General features: G+C 38.3%; 10 protein-coding genes and 1 pseudogene. 9 read left to right on the top strand and 2 right to left on the bottom strand.

Translation table 11 applies throughout. The annotated features are described in order from the left end of the window. Positions 1–75: 75 nt before the first annotated feature. The 7 genes and pseudogenes from CV014_RS20260 to CV014_RS20230 all read left to right on the top strand — a co-directional run bounded on the left by CV014_RS20260 (position 76) and on the right by CV014_RS20230 (position 16,212). Complete coding sequence (locus CV014_RS20260) at positions 76–6,354, top strand: ATP-binding sensor histidine kinase (protein WP_236143674.1); 6,279 nt, start codon at positions 76–78, stop codon at positions 6,352–6,354. 98 nt (positions 6,355–6,452) lie between these two features. After that, on the top strand, positions 6,453–6,611 hold the full coding sequence (locus tag CV014_RS20255) for a hypothetical protein (RefSeq protein WP_236143673.1): 159 nt from the start codon (positions 6,453–6,455) through the stop codon (positions 6,609–6,611). A gap of 407 nt (positions 6,612–7,018) precedes the next feature. After that, positions 7,019–7,792 (top strand): class II glutamine amidotransferase, encoded by a 774-nt coding sequence (locus tag CV014_RS20250; RefSeq protein WP_236143672.1) that lies wholly within the window; start codon positions 7,019–7,021, stop codon positions 7,790–7,792. Between the two features lie 169 nt (positions 7,793–7,961). Then, positions 7,962–8,459: an NADAR family protein gene (locus CV014_RS20245; RefSeq protein WP_236143671.1), complete on the top strand. Its 498-nt coding sequence runs from the start codon at positions 7,962–7,964 to the stop codon at positions 8,457–8,459. 757 nt (positions 8,460–9,216) lie between these two features. Then, complete coding sequence (locus CV014_RS20240; RefSeq protein WP_236143670.1) at positions 9,217–11,976, top strand: GAF domain-containing sensor histidine kinase; 2,760 nt, start codon at positions 9,217–9,219, stop codon at positions 11,974–11,976. 1,305 nt (positions 11,977–13,281) lie between these two features. Further along, complete coding sequence (locus CV014_RS20235; protein WP_236143669.1) at positions 13,282–15,204, top strand: alpha-amylase family glycosyl hydrolase; 1,923 nt, start codon at positions 13,282–13,284, stop codon at positions 15,202–15,204. A gap of 236 nt (positions 15,205–15,440) precedes the next feature. Next, positions 15,441–16,212, top strand: a pseudogene (locus tag CV014_RS20230) (hypothetical protein). Here the strand turns inward: CV014_RS20230 and CV014_RS20225 are convergent. After that, positions 16,196–17,062, bottom strand: a complete 867-nt coding sequence (locus CV014_RS20225) for a phosphate/phosphite/phosphonate ABC transporter substrate-binding protein (RefSeq protein ID WP_236143707.1) — start codon at positions 17,060–17,062, stop codon at positions 16,196–16,198. The pseudogene CV014_RS20230 and the gene CV014_RS20225 overlap by 17 nt on opposite strands. Before the next feature lie 153 nt (positions 17,063–17,215). Between CV014_RS20225 and CV014_RS20220 the strand changes: the two genes are divergently transcribed. Further along, positions 17,216–18,118, top strand: coding sequence for a c-type heme family protein (locus CV014_RS20220; protein WP_236143668.1), 903 nt, complete (start codon positions 17,216–17,218; stop codon positions 18,116–18,118). A gap of 201 nt (positions 18,119–18,319) precedes the next feature. Here CV014_RS20220 and CV014_RS20215 read toward each other — a convergent pair whose 3' ends face one another. Continuing rightward, on the bottom strand, positions 18,320–19,723 hold the full coding sequence (locus CV014_RS20215) for a protein kinase domain-containing protein (protein WP_329608411.1): 1,404 nt from the start codon (positions 19,721–19,723) through the stop codon (positions 18,320–18,322). A 237-nt stretch (positions 19,724–19,960) separates the two neighbouring features. Here CV014_RS20215 and CV014_RS20210 point away from each other — a divergent pair. Beyond that, positions 19,961–20,111: glycosyltransferase (locus CV014_RS20210; protein ID WP_236143705.1), on the top strand; the 151-nt coding region annotated here is incomplete at its 3' end.

Here is a 20,111-nt window from a genome sequence, read left to right as displayed (position 1 = left end):
TGGCATTACTTGATCTATCCATTTTGTTCAGTTATTCACTTAGTCTGGGATACTATTATTCATGAATGATGCAAAATGACCATATTTGGGAACACTAAACCTGGAAGTCATCAAGATTTTATGAATATGTTCAATATTCCGGGATATCATATCAGCGAACAAATCTATAATGGTTCTAAAACCTTGGTTTATCGAGGTGAAAGGACAACTGACTTATTACCCGTAGCTATTAAACTTCTAAAGAATCCTTATCCGACTTTTAGCGAACTGGTACAATTTCGCAATCAATATACCATTGCTAAAAATCTTTGCTCACCTTTAATTGTCGATAATTATAGTCTGGAGCCATACCAGAACAGTTACGCTCTGGTAATGGAGGATTTTGGCGGTATTTCGTTGAAAGAATATTTCAAGAGTGTAGGGAAGTTAGATGTCAAGTCTCTACAGGAGTTTTTGGAAATTGCGATCGCCTTATGTGATGCCTTAAATATACTCTATCAAAATCATATTATTCATAAAGATATTAAACCTAGCAATATTTTAATTAATCCTGTAACTAAACAAGTAAAATTAATTGACTTTAGCATTGCATCTTTGTTACCACGAGAAACTCAAACACTGGTTAATCCCAATGTCTTAGAAGGAACACTAGCTTACATTTCTCCTGAACAGACAGGGAGAATGAATCGCTGTGTTGATTACCGGACTGATTTTTATTCTTTAGGTGTCACATTCTATGAATTGCTGACAGGTAATTTACCTTTTACAGCCAATGATCCGATTGAATTAGTGCATTGTCATATTGCGAAAACACCACCTGATTTTAAACATCTGGAAAATATTCCGTCGGTGTTGTCGGATATCGTGATGAAATTAATGGCAAAAAATGCCGAGGAACGTTATCAAAGTACAACGGGGCTGAAATTTGATTTAGAAAATTGCTTAAATCAGCTATCAACAACTGGTAGGATAGAAAGCTTTGCAATTGCACAACGAGATATAGGCGATCGCTTCCTCATCTCTGATAAACTCTATGGTAGAGAAACCGAAGTCGCCACCATCCTAGAAGCCTTTGATAGAGTTAGCCTTGGTGCGACAGAAATGATGTTAGTGGCTGGGTTTTCTGGAATTGGCAAAACGGCTGTAGTCAATGAAGTCCATAAGCCCATTGTCAGACAACGCGGCTATTTTATTCGAGGTAAGTTTGATCAATTTCAACGGAATATTCCTTTAAGTGCCTTTGTTCAATCCTTCAGGGATTTAATGGGACAATTACTAACAGAAAGTGACTCGCAAATCCAAGCATGGCAAAGCAAAATTTTAGCAGCTTTGGGAGAAAATAGCCAAGTCATTATCGAAGTGATTCCCGAATTAGAAAAAATCATCGGACAGCAACCGCAAGTACCCCAGTTATCAGGAAATGCGGCTCAAAATCGGTTTAATCTGCTGTTTCAGAAATTTACTCAAGTTTTTACTAGTGTTAACCATCCACTGGTGATATTTTTAGATGACTTACAATGGGCTGATTCTGCATCCTTAAAATTAATGCAGTTATTAATGGCTGATACAGGTCATCTATTCATCATTGGTGCATATCGTGATCATGAAGTCAACCCAGCACATCCATTGATGTTGACTGTCAACGAAATTGCCCAAACCGCAGCAACTATTAATAGAATTAATTTAGCACCACTCAATTCCGACCAAATTAATGATTTAGTGGCTGATACTCTAAAATGTGAAAAGAATTTAGCCAGTCATCTTTCTGCACTTGTATTTAGAAAAACTCAAGGGAATCCATTTTTTACTAGTCAATTTCTCCAAGCGTTGCATCAAGATGGATTGATTTATTTCAACTATCAATCCGGCTGTTGGGAATGTGACATCACACAAGTGACGCAGCAATCTATTACAGATGATATTGTGGATTTTATGGCATTGCAGTTAAAAAAACTGCCAACATCCACCCAAAATATACTGCGGTTAGCAGCTTGTATTGGTAATCAGTTTGATTTAGCTACCTTGGCAATTGTGGCGGAAAAAGCAGAATTAAAAACATCCCATGATTTATGGCCAGCCCTACAAGCAGGTTTAATTTTACCTCAGAGTGATGTCTATAAATTCGCCATAGGTGATCATCATCTCTCGTTGAATAACAAAGATTATACAATTTTTACCTATAAATTTTTACATGACCGTGTGCAACAAGCTGCCTATTCTTTAATTCCTCCAGAACAACGAGAAACCACACATTTACTAATTGGCAGACTTTTACTACACAATACACCAAATATCGCCATAGAAGACAAGATTTTTGCTATTGTTAATCAATTAAATATTGGCAAAAACCTCATTACTAACCCAGAGGAAATTCATCAACTCATTGAGTTAAATTTCCAGGCAGGTATCAAAGCAAAAACTGCTACTGCCTATATAACAGCAGTTGATTATTTAACTATAGGTTTACAACTTCTACGTGCTGGCAGTTGGCGAAATCAATATGATTTAACTTTAGAATTATACGAAGCAATTACCGAAGCTTGTTATTTGAGTGGCAATTTTCAAAACATGGAAATATATGCAGATATTGTCATTCAAAATGCGACAAATTTCCTCGAACAAATACCTGTTTATAATACTAAAATTCAGGCTTGTATGGCACAAAGCCGCCATTTAGAAGCATTAAAACTAGCATTGATGGTGTTGCGATCGCTGGGGATCGAACTACCAGAACAGCCTGAACAAAAAGATATTACACAAGCTATAGCACAAGCAAATTCACTCCTCCAACAGCAACCCATAGCTAACCTATTACAACTGCCAACCATGCAAGATGCAAAAATGTTGGCAGCAATGCAAATTTTATCCAATATTATTTCTGCTGCTTATCAAGCTGCACCCAGCTTCTTCAAGCTAATTGTGATTAAACAAGTAGAATTATCAATTCTCTATGGTAACGCCCCAGAATCAACCTATGCCTATGCTACTTACGGACTCCTTACCTGTACTGTTTTAGGAGATATTAATCTAGGTTACGCATTAGGAAAAGTTGCCTTAGAGTTAACCGATAAATTAAATGCTAAAAAGTTAAAAGCCAAAACATTATTGGCCTTTAATTGTTTTGTCCGCCACTGGAAAGAGCATTTACGAACAACCTTAACTCCCCTAATAGAAGCCTACACTTGCGGGTTAGAAAATGGTGATATCGAATATGCGGCGATGTCTGCTTATGTTTTTGGCAGATATGCTTATTTAAGTGGTCAAGAATTAGATAAGTTAGAAAAAACCATATCTAACTATGGACAGGTGATTTCCCAACTCAAACAAACTACCTATGCCAACTTTAATAATGTTTATCATCAATCGGTCTTAAATCTACTAGGTGATAACGATGATCCCTGTTGTTTGACTGGGGCAAAATATGACGAAACAAAAATGTTACCTTTACATTATGCAGCCAATCAAGTCAGCATCATTTGTCAAGTACATTTTTGTAAGTTACTGCTATGTAATTTGTTTGCCAATTACCAACAAGCACTAGAAAACGCTGCCATAGTAGAAAAATATTTAGCCAGTATCAATGGCTTAATTTTGATCCCAAATTTTTACTTTTATGATTCTTTAACTCGTTTGGCTTTATATCCCCATGTATCGTCATCCGAACAACAAGATTTTATCACCAAAGTCACAGAAAATCAGGTAAAACTCCAATCGTGGGCAGAGTTTGCACCGGCGAATCATGAGCATAAGTTTACTTTGGTAGCGGCACAATATCACAAAATTTTAGGGCATAAAAGTGAAGCGATGGAAATGTACGATCGCGCTATTTCTCTAGCTAAAGAACACGGTTATCTGCAAGAAGAAGCACTCGCTAATGAACTAGCTGCTAAATTCTACCTAGATTGGGGAAAACAGCGCGTCGCGGAAGAATACATGACAGAGGCTTATTATAGTTATGCGCGTTGGGGCGCAAAAGCCAAAGTTGTTGATTTAGAACAACATTATCCCCAACTTTTGACAAAAATTCTCCAACAGACAACTACAAAACTCTCATCATCGGAAACTGTCAGAGCCAAAGAAAATTTCTTGACACAGAAAACCTTTTCATCGGGAAACAGCAGTACCATCTCTGTCACCCTCGACTTGAATGCAGTTTTGAAAGCTTCTCATAATCTTTCTAGTGAAATACAACTTGATAAATTACTGATTACCCTTGTAGAAATTGTCACTACTACAGCCGGTGCAGATAAATGTGTATTGATGTTACTCGATGAAGACCAACTCAAAATCGAGGCTGTCAGCAATGTCACACAATATTCCATCGTTTTACAGTCCCAGCCATTATCCGAAAGTGAAGAAGTACCTATCAGTTTAATCAATGTTGTCAAACGGACTTTACAGCCCAGTGTAGTCATAGATGCTAGTTCACATCCCTCGTTTTTAGCCGATCCCTATGTCTTAAAACATCAACCCAAGAGTTTGCTATGTGTGCCAATTTTGCATCAAGGTAAATTATTGGGTGTGTTGTATTTGGAAAACAACTTAGCCACAGGCGCGTTTACCAGCGATCGCGTCGAACTATTGAATCTATTATGTACGCAAGCGGCTATTTCTCTACAAAATGCCCGACTCTATCAAAATTACCAAAATTATGCCCAGCAACTGTCAAATTCTCTGGCCCAATTGCAAGCCAATGAAACCCGCTTCCAAAATTTAGCCAATAATATTCCGGGGATGGTGTATCAATTTCGTTTGGGTGCAGACGGTTCAGTCTCAACGCCCTACGTGAGTTCTGGCTGTCTAGATTTGTACGGTGTCGAGCCAGAATTAGTGATGACGGGAAAGTTTAGTATTTACGCTTTACACCATCCTGATGATCACCCAGCTATTGAACAAGCAGTTCTCCATTCTGCTCAAACACTCACACCATTTGAGCAAGAATGGCGAATTGTCCTTCCTTCAGGAACTGTCAAATGGATTCAATCTGCGGCTAGGCCAGAAAAACAACCCGATGGCGCGATTCTTTGGGATGGGGTAGTAATTGATATTAGCGATCGCAAACAAGTAGAAGCCTCTTTAGCCAAAGAACGAGAATTTTTAAATGCGATCATTGACAATATTACTGATGGCATTGTTGTTTGTGATGCTAGTGGTAAGTTAATTCTCTTTAATAAAGCAACTCGTGAGTTTCATGGTTTACCGGTAGAAGCCATCACACCAGAACAATGGGCGCAACATTTTGATCTTTATCAGGCGGATGGTAAAACCAAACTATCAACCACAGAAATACCTTTATTTCGCGCCTTTCAAGGGGAAATAGTCGAAAACGCCGAAATGGTGATTGCACCAAAGCATGGTTTGCAGAGAATCCTGTTAGCTAGTGGACAAGCCATCATTGATGCTGCGGGTAACAAAATTGGTGCGGTAGCTGTAATGCGAGATATTAGCGATCGCAAGCAAGCCGAACTGGCTTTACAACAAAAATCTCAAGATTTAGAGCAAGCCCTGGCTAATTTGCAAAACGCTCAATTACAAATGATCCAAAGTGAAAAAATGTCTGCTTTAGGTAATTTAGTCGCTGGTGTGGCTCATGAAATGAATAATCCCTTGGGTTTTATTGCTGCCACGCTCAAACAAGCTAAACCCACAATTACTGATATGATTGAACACTTGAGATTATATCAAGAAAATCTCACAGAGGAAAATGCAGAAATTCTCGATCATGCTGAGGAAATTGACTTGGAATATAGCTTGGAAGATTTACCCAAAATGATTGATTCCATGACAATGGCTTGCGATCGCCTGAAAAATATCAGCACCAGTCTTCGCACATTCTCCCGTGCTGATAGAGATTACAAAGTACCATTTGATATTCATCAAGGCATTGATAGCACCGTTTTAATTTTGAAACATCGTCTCAAAGCTAATGAACAGCGTCCAGCCATTGAAGTGATGACTGAATATGGAGAATTACCACGAATTGAATGTTTTCCTGGTCAATTAAATCAGGTATTTATGAATATTTTAGCTAATGCCATTGATGCTTTAGAAGAATCTAATCACCAACGCACTCAAGAGGAAATTAAAGCTAATCCCAACCGGATTTCTATTAAAACTGCTGTAGAAAATGAATTTGTGAAAATTGCCATTTCAGATAACGGCATAGGGATGAGTGAATCAGTCAAACAGAAAATATTTGACCATCTATTTACGACCAAATCCGTAGGTAAAGGTACAGGTTTGGGATTAGCGATCGCTCGTCAAATTATCGTAGAAAAGCACAATGGCAAGCTAAGTGTAGATTCTACATTGGGTCAAGGAACAGAATTTATCATTACATTACCTCTGACATAAAAGAAACAATTTTATCCCCTACACCCCTAAACCCCTAAACCCTTACACCCCTAAACCCCTACACCCTGTAATGCTTGAGATTCAAACTTTTGTATAAGATGCCTGTTGCTGATACACTAAAATCGATGAAAAATGATGATTTTTTGTCTGTTGTAAAAGGGGCATTTCTTGCCAACATTGACGACAAAAAAAATAAACTGCATGGCTACGAACATGGCGTAAAAGCCTATGAGAGCAGCAAGGGCAAGTATTCATGATTTTTTAAATTTATTAAAATGTAATTGCAAAACCTGTATTCTATAGTTATGTAACATTTCTATTAGTTCCATAACTGTTTTTATAATTATTGTTTTCTTAAGTAATTTCTTCAGTGTAAACACTTAAAAATAGCATAAAGTTATATGAAGCCAATAATTTATTAAGTAGAGTTCCTTATATAAATAGCTGAGGGATCAAAATTAGCAGATTGAAGATCAGAAAAAACCTCAAATCATTTTACAGCCTAACTATCAGCATCGTGGTTGGATAAGTATGATTGCTGATACTAAGCCTCAGTAACAGCTATTTTCTGAAAATGCAGCGATCGCGCCAAAATAGTGTCAGCATTCTGAAGTATCTTGATTTTGAAGGACAAATCAACAATTCCAGAAACTACTGCTGATCAATGTGTCAATTATTAGGAATGAATTGCAATGTGCCGACGGATATCTGCTTTTCTTTTGAAGGCTTTTCGGCGCGAGGAGGAAAAACGGATGATCATAGTGATGGTTGGGGGATTGCTTTCTTTGAAGGAAAAGGATGTCGGATATTTTTAGATGCTAAACCTTCGATTAATTCGCCAATCGCAGATTTAGTCAGACGCTATCCCATCCACTCTACCCATGTAATCGCTCACATTCGCAAGGCTACCCAAGGAGAAGTCGCTTTACAAAACTGTCATCCCTTTCGCCGGGAACTGTGGGGGAGATATTGGGTGTTTGCTCACAATGGTAATTTGCCTGATTTTGAACCTGAACCGCAAGGTTTTTATCAAGCTGTAGGTAATACTGACAGTGAAAAAGCTTTTTGTGTAATTCTCGAAACTATCAGACAAAGTTTTCCTCAAGGTAAACCCCCTCTAGAGAAACTATATCCTGTGCTGCAATCAGTCACAGCCGAATTAGCAGCTAAAGGTATTTTTAATTACTTACTCTCAGACGGAGAACATTTTTTTACCCACTGTTCTACAAAACTGAGTTACATAGTCCGTCAAGCACCCTTTGCAGCAGCTCACTTGATAGACCAAGATATGACAGTAGATTTTCGGGAATTAACTACACCCAGCGATCGCGTCGCCGTCATCGCCACTACTCCCCTAACAGATAACGAAGTCTGGACACCAATTCAACCAGGAGAATTGTTAGTGTTTCAAGATGGTTTACCCCTGAAAATATCGTAGGGAAAACAGAAGGAAAAATTGCCTCAATTTCCCCACAATATAATTACGCAGTCTGCGATCGCTTCTATCGTTAGGCAAATAATAGCTTTCAGTCTCAAGTAGATCACTGACAGTTGACATCTAAAGGCATTATAGAAGTTGATATCTGATATAAAAGAAAAATTTTCAAATGACCATTTACTTTTATAAAGTTTGGCAACCTTTTGGTTGTTTTTCTAACTTTTCTACCCACGGTATTGAAATTCAAGGCACTTACTGGTCAACAGTAGAGCATTACTATCAAGCACAAAAGTTTGTTGGGAGTGTAGATGCGGTAATTATTCCCGTCATCCGTGCGGCTAAAACTCCAGAAGAAGCCGCAGCTTTAGGACGATGTACTAGCCGCAGACTGCGTTCTGACTGGGATTTAGTCAAAATCTCAGTGATGCGAGAAGCTATATTGAAAAAATTTCTCACCCATCTTGACATTCAAGCCACTCTTTTGAGTACAGGGAATGAAATCTTAGTAGAAAATTCCCCCACTGATTATTTTTGGGGTTGTGGTGTAGATAAAACTGGTCAAAACCATCTAGGTAAAGTTCTCATGAGTGTCAGGGAAGAAATTCGCCATCTCCAACTAAGTAATGCCATGTCTCCAACCAGTTGTCCTCAAGAGTACAAAGTTTAAAATCAAAGCAGCCACATTGATGGCGATTAATGCAATGTACAGCAGCTAATTACTAAGCAAATAGCTCTTGATATTTTGCGACTAATTTACTTTTAGTCATAGCTTTAGCTGGAATTTTGTCTAACTTCATTAACTTAATGATTGCTAAGTAGAACGGTGTAGATAATTCAAGGTTTGTAGAGAGAACTTTAGTCCTCTAATAAGGACTGAAGTCCTTACTACGAAATAGATTCCAATCTTTTTACATTACTTCACATATTTTGTTTTTTTCAAGTCGTTCTACTTAGTGATGATACCAGTGAAAGCAAAAATTAATAACTAATAAGCTGTTGGACATTTTAATAGCCTTATATGGGTGGTCAAAATTATGAAACCACAATAGTTATGAGCAAGATTCGCAACTTTTGAAAAAGCATAATTTCTGGTATATTTAAACCAAAAATCAATACAAAAATTCATATAATTATACGCAAAAGTAAAATTTATATCCTGGGAAATGAACAAAGTGTGAGGATTGGATTAACTCGATATTTCGATTTGTCTGCTAAAGTTTAAATTTTGGTAATCAACAAGGTTTGAGTTTATCCAAATTAGATATTTTCACCGAATTCATTAAAATCATCAACGAGTAAAATCAAGATAATTATTAATAAGTTATTTGCCATTAGTCTCCATACAGAAGCATGGGTAAAAATCTCCTAGTTTTAAATGGGGAAAATTGTTTCTAAAGGTTAATCTTGTTTAGGTGTAACATTTAATGGAATTTACGGATAAACCCCATAGTTTGCCGCCAATTTTTGATCAAGAAAGTTTACTGCATAGGATTACTAACCGGATTAGGCGATCGCTAGAACTTAACGAAATCTCAAGGGCTACCGTTGACGAAATCCGCGAGTTGTTAGGTACAGACCGAGTTATGGTCTATCAATTTGATGCTGATGGTAGCGGTGAAGTCATAGCAGAATCCTTATTGTCTCAAAATTTACCATCTCTATTGGGTTTACATTTTCCGGCCGATGATATTCCTCAAGAAGCCAGACAGATGTTTCTCTGGGCAAGACAACGCACAATTGTAGATGTTTCCACCGGCAAAATTGGGTTATCATTACTCAACTCACCAGACCAATCGCAAACTTTACTAGGTGAAAATATCTACTACCGCTCAGTAGACCAATGCCATATAAAATACTTGCAAGCGATGGGTGTGCAGTCTTCTTTAGTCATCCCGATTGTTTTATCTGATCTGCAAGAACCATCTAAACAACAGAAACTCTGGGGACTGCTAGTATCCCATCACAGTCAACCACGTCATATTTCTGTTCAGGAATTGAAATTAGTTCAGCAAATTATTGACCAAGTAGGGATTTCCATCGCCCAAAGCCTACTTCTGGCTGCAACTCGCGCCCAGCAACACCGAGAAGCAGTCATTAACCATATCAATCACCTCTTACACAAGCAGCCCAAAATTCAATTGCAAGCAGCCCTAGAAGCCACTATTAAGGCTTTAGGTGGTATTGGTGGCAGACTTTATCTCGAAAAAAGTAAAGAACTATATACTTACGGGGCGCAACCAAATCTACCCAAGGAATTAAACAACTATTTGATTGAACAGCATCCGATGTGGATTACCTGGATGGCTGAGTCGAAACCGGATCATGTTTGGGCAATTTCTGATCTCTACAAAGAAACTCAGTTGCCAATTTTAGCTTTTGCGTTTCAGTCTACTACTATTCGCGGTCTATTGGTCATCCCCCTTCACTATCGCCAAAGATTTATCGGAGTCATCAGTATTTTTCGCCCCGAATGGGATACGGAAATTCTCTGGGCGGGAAGATGTGAACAAAATCAACGTCAAAAACTCCCACAGCTATCTTTTGAAGCCTGGCGTGAATTGCGAAAAGGCCAAGCACCCCAATGGAGTGCAGCCGAAATTGCTTTAGGAAAAAGTTTGGCTTCAGATTTTGCTGTGGCGATTCAACAACTACACACTCACCAACAACTAGAGTTATTGAACTTGGATTTAGAATGTCGGGTTCAAGAACAAACGGCTGAGTTAGAAAAATCATTTCTCATCACCAAAGCGATTCAGCAAGTTACAGAACAAATCCGCCGCAGTTTGGATTTACCCACTACCCTACAGACTATAGTTTCAGAGGTGCGTTTCCTCCTCAACTCAGACCGAGTTTTAATTTACCAACTCATAGAAGAATCAAATGGCGAAGTGATTGTAGAGGAAGTTCATGGTAATTGGGATTCGGTGTTAGGGATGAAAATGCCATCGGGATGTTTTCCTGATGAATATGCGCGTCTTTTTTTCCGTGGTAGGGTCAGAGTAATTAATAATGTTGACACAGATTCTTTAAGTGATTGTCACCGCGAGTTCTTACAGAGTTTGCAGGTCAAGTCAAACTTGATTGTTCCCATTAATATGAGTCAACAGCCTTGGGGGTTACTCATTGCTCATCAATGTGATGCACCAAGATATTGGCAAGAAGCAGAAATAAATTTATTACAACAGCTAGCAGATCAAGCAGCGATCGCTATTTTTCAAGCCCAACTCTACCACAAAACTTGTCAAGCGGAAGCCGAAGCCAAAGCTCAAGCCACGCATTTAGAAAAAGCTTTATTTGACCTCCAAGATACCCAAACAAAATTAATTCAACATGAGAAAATGTCCAGCTTAGGACAGTTAGTGGCAGGTATTGCTCACGAAATTAACAATCCTATCAACTTTATTCACGGCAACCTCTGCCATGCTAGCGACTACACACAACAATTACTAGAACTGATCAGCCTTTATCAAAAATACCATCCCCAGCCCCACAGCCAAATTACCCAATCCCTAGAAGACATAGATTTAGATTTTTTAGTAGAAGATTTACCCAAAATTCTAGCTTCTATGCAATCGGGCGCAGATCGCATCCGTTCCATCATTTTATCCTTACGTAATTTCTCTCGTTTAGATGAAGCAGAGCGTAAGTTAGTTGATATTCATGAAGGGATCAATAGCACTTTATTAATTTTACAACATCGACTGAAATCGCATCTGTATAACTCTGAAATTGAAGTTATTAAAGATTATGGTGATTTACCACTAGTAGAATGCTATGCCGGCCAGATGAATCAAGTATTCATGAATATATTTGCTAATGCCATTGATGCTCTAGAAGAATATGCAGTAAAGCATCTAGACACACCTAAAATTTATGTTTGCACGCAAATTTCTCCAGATAAATCCCATGTTCTCATTCGCATTGCTGATAATGGCCCAGGCATGAAACTAGAGGTAAAAAACTGTATTTTTGACCCATTTTTTACTACTAAATCTGTAGGCAAAGGCACAGGTTTAGGATTGTCAATTAGTTATCAGATAGTGGTCAAAAATCATGGCGGAGTCATGGAATGTGTATCCGAAATCGACAAAGGTACAGAATTCTGGATTGAGATTCCTGTCAAGCTCAAGACCAAAATAGAGACTGATTTAAATCCCATTCGCACTATTCCACAGAAATTATGATCTGACTAATTCGCTTGTAGTCAGGGCTTTAGCCCTGTTTTTATCCAGTTTCAACCGTAACAATATCCTTTACAAAACTTCAATTAATAACAAGTGTTTACTAATCTGAAGAAATATGATGCTTGATATCTTCAATGGAGATATCAGAAAGCTTTCTAGTCTCCCAGACCTGATTCAATTAACAGCAAGCGTAAAGTTTGTTTGCAGCTAGTTCCATCCTATTGTAGAAGTGCTAATCTATTAATTGAAGCTACAAAGCTTCCCTGGCAGATTTAACAGCTAGAGTGTAGTTAGTAAAAGAGGTAAAAACGCTGTTTAATTTCATATCTGTCTCGTTAACAACCGACAACACCCAACGCGAAAGTTGATATTTCCTCAATTATTCACCAATGGGGGCAATTTAACTGATTTCATTCTTGACTAAAAAGGTGAAACAGATTATATCCCTGGTTAAGATTAGCAATGAGAGGAAGTAGTTAGAACAAGTAGATGGTTGGGTGTTGTTGTGTTGAAATAGTATTTAATTATGGACAATATTTTGGTCAGAAATAACCATCAAATAAATAGTAAAGTTTAATAACATAAATATTCTAGATAATTTATTCATGCTAATTTATTAATTGAAGCTACAAAGCTTCCCTGGCAGATTTAACAGCTAGAGTAGAGTTAGTAAAAGAGGTAAAAACGCTGTTGATTTTTATATCTGTCTCGTCAATCACCGACAACACCCAACGCGAAAGTTAATACTTCCCCAATTATCCAAAAAAGGGGGCAATGTAACTGATTTTCACCTCTCGTTGAGAAAAGTGAAACAGTCTATATCCCCACCTAAGTTCAACCAGGAGAGGAAGTAATTAGAACTAGTAGATGTTGGGTGTTGTTGTATTGAGAAATTATTTTAGAGGCTGTTTGAAAACTGGTTGGCTGTAAGTAGTTGATATATTACCAGGGACTTTTCAAACAAAATCTGATTCTCTCTATTGAGAAACACTATCTAGGCTCATATTTGATGTTTGAACGGATATTTAGATACGTAGATAAGTAAGTCGGTGCAATAAAACCAAACTATGTGAAGAAAAGTAAATAAGACTCAAACTCTTTCTCCTCCTGCCCCCGTTCGGCTGACGCTCACGGCGGAAGCCTGCCCCCTACCTTATTACCTTGGATAGATGAAGTATATTTAATTACTATCTGTCTAGCGATGGATGTTTAATTTCCAAAAATAATTAGAAAATACCTATAGTTTCTACGAATCTAGAAACAAATATATTTCTAATTTCTTGACATATAAATTTGCAACTCACTATGGTAAAAACACCACCATCACTATATTCCGCCGGACAATATCAAGTAGAAAATGCTAATGCAGAGGTAGAAGCTTTAGTAGAAGCACCCGCATCAGAAATTAATTTAGAATTTCTGTATACGAGGGATATTGAATTTCGCCAAGAAACGATTTATTTTGTTGTGGTAGATCGCTTTTATGATGGCGATCGCGATAATAGTGAAGGTCATAACCCTGAACTTTACGATCCTCAAGGAGAAGATTGGGGTAAGTATTGGGGAGGGGACTTACAAGGAGTTATCGACAAATTAGATTATTTAAAAGATATGGGAGTGAGTGCAATTTGGCTGACTCCCTTGTTTGAACAAGTCGAGGAATTATTTGTTGGTAACGCCGCTATGCACGGCTACTGGACAAAAGATTTTAAAAGAATTAATCCCCGCTACATTGGTAAAGGCGAAAACCCTTCTTTAAATAATACGCAGTCTACAAAAGATACCACCTTTGACCGCTTAATTGCAGAACTGCACAAGCGGAAAATGAAGCTGATTTTAGATATTGTTTGTAACCACAGTAGCCCTGACACTCAAGGTAGTAAAGGGGAATTATATGATGATGGCATCAAAATCGCTGACTTTCATAACGATGTCAACCATTGGTATCACCACTACGGTGAAGTGCAGAACTGGGAAGATGAATGGCAAGTCCAAAACTGTGAATTAGCTGGTTTAGCGACGTTTAACGAAAACAATGTCGAGTATCGTAACTATATCAAGCTAGCAATTAAGCAATGGCTAGATCGGGGTGTAGATGCACTGCGGGTAGACACCGTCAAACATATGCCGATTTGGTTCTGGCAAGAATTTACTAGTGATATGTATAATCACAAACCAGAAGTATTCATTTTTGGTGAGTGGATTTACAGTCATCCTAGTGACGATCGCTCTGTGGAATTTGCCAACAATTCCGGGATGACAATTCTAGATTTTGGCTTGTGTGTAGCTATTCGCGCCGCCCTCGCCCAAGGTGCAGAAGGTGGATTTCATGTAATTCAAGAGATATTCGACCAAGATGATCGCTACAACGGGGCAACAGAATTAGTTACCTTTATCGATAACCATGATATGCCCCGCTTTCAAAGCCTTAACCCTGATCCGGCAATGTTGAAGGTAGCGATCGCCTTAATTATGACATCACGGGGTATTCCTTGCATTTATTACGGTACAGAACAATATCTGCACAATGATACCGATGGCGGTAATGACCCCTACAACCGTCCGATGATGGAAAATTGGGACACAGATACAGACATTTATCGATACATCAGATTACTCTCCGGCGTGCGGCGATTAAATCCTGCCGTATCTATGGGTAGCCATTGGGCAAAATACCTCACTCCTGATGTTTACTGTTACGTCCGTCGTTATCGTTCCTCTGTTTGCTTTGTCGCCTTAAATCGAGGCGAAGATGTCACAATACCAGAAGTCCCAACAGACTTACCAGACGGTGAACATACTTGTGTCGTGACTCGCAATAAATACGAAGTCAAAGACGGTAAGATTTACGATCTGCAACTAGAAGCACGGGGAGTAATTGTTTTAAGTCATGTAGGCGAAAGAGTCAAAGCCCAAACCATCATTCGCGCCCAACTAAACGGGGTACATACCCAACCTGGTGAAACCATTGTTGTTGTCGGTGACTGTCCAGAATTAGGGAATTGGGATATTAGTAAAGGCTATCCTTTGGAGTACATCAACTCCAATACATGGTTTGGCGAGATTCCCTTCAACGAAAGCGCAGGTAAACTCATCAGTTACAAATATGCCATGTGGCGCGAAGGGCAATCACCCCTGCGAGAAAACACCCTCAATCGTCGCTGGGTAGTCGCCAAAGAAGGCACAGTCAAATGGCGTGACACCTGGGTATCGGGGAGGGAGTCTTAGGAGGCAGGGGGGCAGGGGTACAGGGGGCAGTGGGAAGAAGAAGTAATGAGTAATGAGTAATGAGTAATGAGTGCTATTAGCGGTAGCGCGGCGTTTAGCCGGTGCTGAGTAATGAGTGCTGACTAATGACTAATGACTAATGACTAATGACTAATGACTAATGACTGTTGACTCTTGTGAGACACCGTGTAAAATTATACGCAAAGAAATAAACATAGACAGTTAAGAAGCGTCCTATGTCAATCATTGCGCTCAGAGCATGGTATCTCCAGGACTATGAACCGATTTCAGAACTGGAAAAACGTCCGCCGGACATTCGCTTGAGTAAGAAAAGTCTGCTGAGATCCGCTTTACGTGCAGATTTTTTGGAAGATAGTGATGAGGTGAAAAAATCTACTTGGTTTGGACGCTATCTGGAAGGGGAAAATATCGAATTCTATGTTGAAGGTAGCGGCGGTTATTGTGTCGCCAACATTGACTTGATTAGTCATGAAATTTATTTTACTAAGCAGGCAATATTGGCACAGTTAGAACCGACGATTTTTTTTCTCTTATCAAGTTGAGTATGCTGCTTCTGGTGATGTTCTCAAGGAAGGGTTACAACAAAGTCTAGCAAATTTAAATTCGCGATCGCGTCTGCCTTTAACTTTAGTCGAATCATATCGTCCTAGTAATGCGCCTATCCGCCTCAACCGTACTGTGATGCGGAAAATTCGCAGAAGTTTGTTATTTATCGCTGACACTACACCCATCGCTAGCATTGATACAGAAGGCACTCCGCAAGTAGTTCCTAGTCCAAATGTTTGTGTAGAACTTGGCTATGCAATTCAAAGTAAGCGTACAGAACAGATATTATTAGCACAAATGCAACGCCAAGAGATGGAAGGGCAATTTCCTTTTGAATTACCTACTCAGCAAATTCTACAATTTAAGGATGCCAAAGAGTTAAATAAAATTCTGACTAAATCAATTGAAATGCAGTTAGCCAGATTTAAGTTGTTTTTTTGAATAAATGTACAGGTTTATTTTGCAGTTCTGTGGCAATTAATTGCACGCGTTCTACTACATCCATCATGTATTGATAATCGGGTATTTGTCCATTGGGAACATAGCCAACTTCTTGTGCTGAAACCCCAGGAAACTCACCCATGACTTTGCGAATTAATGCTTGGCGATCGCTTCCCACCCCTGGACTAATTAACACTGCACCAGGAGGGACGTAGTGAGGATCTGTGTACAGTATTTTGAGTCCGGCTTGAGTGCTGGGTGAACTGTAGAGGCTATATTCAGCGAGTGAAATTGCGCCGGCTGCTACTTTTCCCTCTGTCACCCACTCTAGTAAGGTTTTGGGAGTGGGCGCAAATAAGATTTCTGCTAAAGTCAGTCCATACAGATTATACAACGGAAAATAATATCCAGTTGCTGACCCTAGTTGACCCAACGCCACTGTTTTACCTTGTAACTGCTTTAAATCAGTGATGGGACTATCTTTGGGAACTACGAAGACTGAGCGTAAATTATTCACTCCCAACAAGGGGAAAATCGGCACATACTGAGAGCGCGCGATCGCGACTGCGGCTAATCCCGGCGGCGCAAATACCAAAGACCAAGCTTGAGCCTGCAACCGTTCAATCGCTTTATTTTCGTTAAATGTCGGCTCTAGTTGAATACTGGCTTTAGTTTTCTCTGCTAGATAACGCTTAAACTTCGCATATCTATTAATAACTTCTGCATCACCATCATAATCAATCACGCCAATGGTTAATCTACCTTGGTAAGTCGAGTTAGAAGAGCATCTAGCAACTGCCAACCCTAGAAGATTTAAAAGTAAAAAACGACGGGAAAATCGCCACATTATCGCTATTTTAGGCTGAATTTTATCTAAACTAAAATCATACCTAAACTTAGGACATAGAACAATTTTAACATTTATTTACTTTTTACGAACCATTTCAATGTCTTAAATCTGATAATATGTTCTATTATTTTTGAAAAATTTTTATTATAAAATATGTTAAACAACCTAAAAATAGGGACTAAATTTAACTTAATTTTAGTATTAGTATTTATCATCAGTATTGCTGTAAGCGGTGTTATTTTATCAAGTGTTTTACAACAAAGGGCGCAAAGAGAAGTCAGTTCTCAAGCCTTATTGTTAATGAAAACCATGAACTCAATTAGGACATACACACAAGAACGCATCAATCCTTTATTAGCACCACAATTAGAAACCGCAACAGCCTTTATTCCAGAGACAGTTCCGGCTTTTTCTGCAACAGAAGTATTTGAAACCTTTCGCAAAACAGAAGGGAATGAAAATTTTCTTTATAAGGAAGCCACACTCAATCCTACTAATTTGAGAGATAAAGCTGATGAGTTTGAAACCCAATTAGTAGAAAAATTTCGCAGAGATACCAAGCTTCCTCAACTGGTAGGATTGCGTTCTTTACCTGAAGGTGAAGTATTTTATATTGCTAGACCACTTGCAATTACCAAAGAATCTTGTTTAAGATGTCATTCCACACCAGAACTAGCACCCAAGAGTCAGTTAACCACCTACGGACAAAAAAATGGTTTTGGCTGGAAACTCAATGAAATTGTAGCTGCTCAAATTATTTCTGTTCCTTCCAAAGAAATTTTTAATCACGCCCGTAGTAGTTTGTCATTGATTATGGGTTTGTTAATTGCTATTTTCGCAGTGGTGCTACTGTTAATTAATTTCCTGATCAAAAAAACTGTGATTCAACGCATTAAAAAGATAGAAAAAATCGCTCAAAAAGTCAGCACAGGTGACATGAGTGCTGATTTTGATGAAACAGCAAAAGATGAAATCGGTGGTTTAGCCGCAGCATTTAATCGGATGAAATCCAGCCTGAAAATAGCTATGGATATGCTTAATCAGCAAGGGTACTGATTTTGGGGAGTAATGAGTGCTAAGTAATAAGTAATGAGTAATAAGTAACAAGTAATAAGTAATGAGTAATGAGTGCTGTTAGGGGTAGCGCGGCGTTTAGCCGATGTTGAGTGTTGACTAATGACTAATGACTAATGACTAATGACTAATGACTAATGACTATTGACTATTGACTATTGACTATTGACTAATGACTATTGACTATTCAATTTCAAAAGACTGAATCATTCTTTCTGCTAAGGGTAAAAATTTATCATAATCATCTACTGTTGCTGTGTAGGTAATCATGTAGGTTTGCTCATCTTGCAGAGTCCAAATTTGCAGGTTTTTGACCCTATTAGCTCCATTTTTGCCAGTGAAAACTAATTGATATGCTCTTTTATTGGCAAGCGTAGACGGACTTATACTGACAATATTAACCTCTGAAACAGTGTTTTTAATCTCTTTAGTGAATAAGTCTTTAGATTCGTCTAATGTTCCGGCAAATTTACCTACATTAACTGTTAATTTATCCTGGAATATATCAGCATCACTTTCTTTAGGTGATAGAAATGTTACTAGTTCTTGAGTGAGAATATTTCCTAAATCTTGTCTTTCCCAAGTTTGAGGGTATTTTATCTTGATGCCTTCGTTATTATTGGCATAATCGAGAAAATTGTCTTTGGGAATTACCGTTTGGAAGATGAATAAAATGGCTGGTATAATCGCAGCAATAATTCCTACACCAACTAAAACTTTTATTGGTAAAGATTTAGATGATATTTTTTTAATCGCTTGCAAGGCTTCATCTGCTGAACGGTAACGTTGACGGAAATCATAACGCACCATTTTATTCAGGAAATTAGCTAATTTATGGCTAATTTTTGCTTTTGTTCGCCACTCAATTTCACCCGTTTCAGGGTGTCTTGGTAGTCCTTGACTACTAGCATTAGGAAAATCTATCCCTCCTAAAGCTTGAATTCCAATAATACCCACTGCATAAATATCACTGCTCAATTTAGGTACTTGATTAGCCTGTTCACTGGGCATATAACCAGGTGTACCAATAGCAACAGTAACATTTGTTTGTCCATCAACAGTGGTTTTCTGTACACTAACTTGTTTGACTGCACCAAAGTCAATCAATACTATCTTCCCATCGGAAGTTCGGCGGCGAATATTGGCTGGTTTAATATCACGATGAATAACATTTTGCTGATGCACAAATACTAAAACTTCTAGAATCTCTTGTAAAAGTTTGATAACTTCAGCCTCAGTTAATGGTGGTTTAACAGGAGGTAATTCTTCACAAATATCGTGTCCAGGAATGAATTCTTGAACTAAAAAAAATTCTTGATTTTCTTGAAAATGAGCCAATAACTGGGGAATTTGGTCATGTTTTCCCAACTTTTCTAAAGTGACTGCTTCTAGCTCAAATAAACGTCTAGCTTCTTGTAAGGTATATGGATCATTTGATAGTGGCTTAAACTGTTTAACAACACATTGAGGATTTCCGGGACGTTGGATATCCTGAGCAATAAAAGTTGTACTAAAACCACCACCTCCCAACTGTGTGAGAATTTGGTAGCGTCCACCTACTGTTTTACCCAGCATTAAATTTACCATTTCCCCTAGAAGTAATCACTTAACTAACGCTTTAATCTTGATTTTTACACATAGCTTGTAAGTTCTTGTTCTCATAGCAATTATTTTGAATTTTTTTTGGAGAAAGTTTAAATAAGGATTTAATTTTAGGTGACAATTCATTAATTAATGGTTTAATTATATCTATTTGTGTTGAAGTTAAGATTTCACGAAACTTAACTCTATTCCTATATAAGTAAATAATCTAACAATGAGCTTATGAGTCTGAGCCTGTGCATGATTGTGAAAAACGAAGCAACTACGCTACCCAAATGCTTGAGCAGCGTGAAAGATGTTGTGGATGAAATGGTAGTATTGGATACAGGCTCTATAGATCGCACCCCTAATATTGCTCAAGAATTTGGTGCGA

The organism is Nostoc sp. CMAA1605, assembly GCF_021596505.1.
GTDB lineage: Bacteria > Cyanobacteriota > Cyanobacteriia > Cyanobacteriales > Nostocaceae > Trichormus.
The sequence above is the reverse complement of the archived record's forward strand: the minus strand, read 5'-3'. Positions and strand labels throughout refer to the sequence as shown.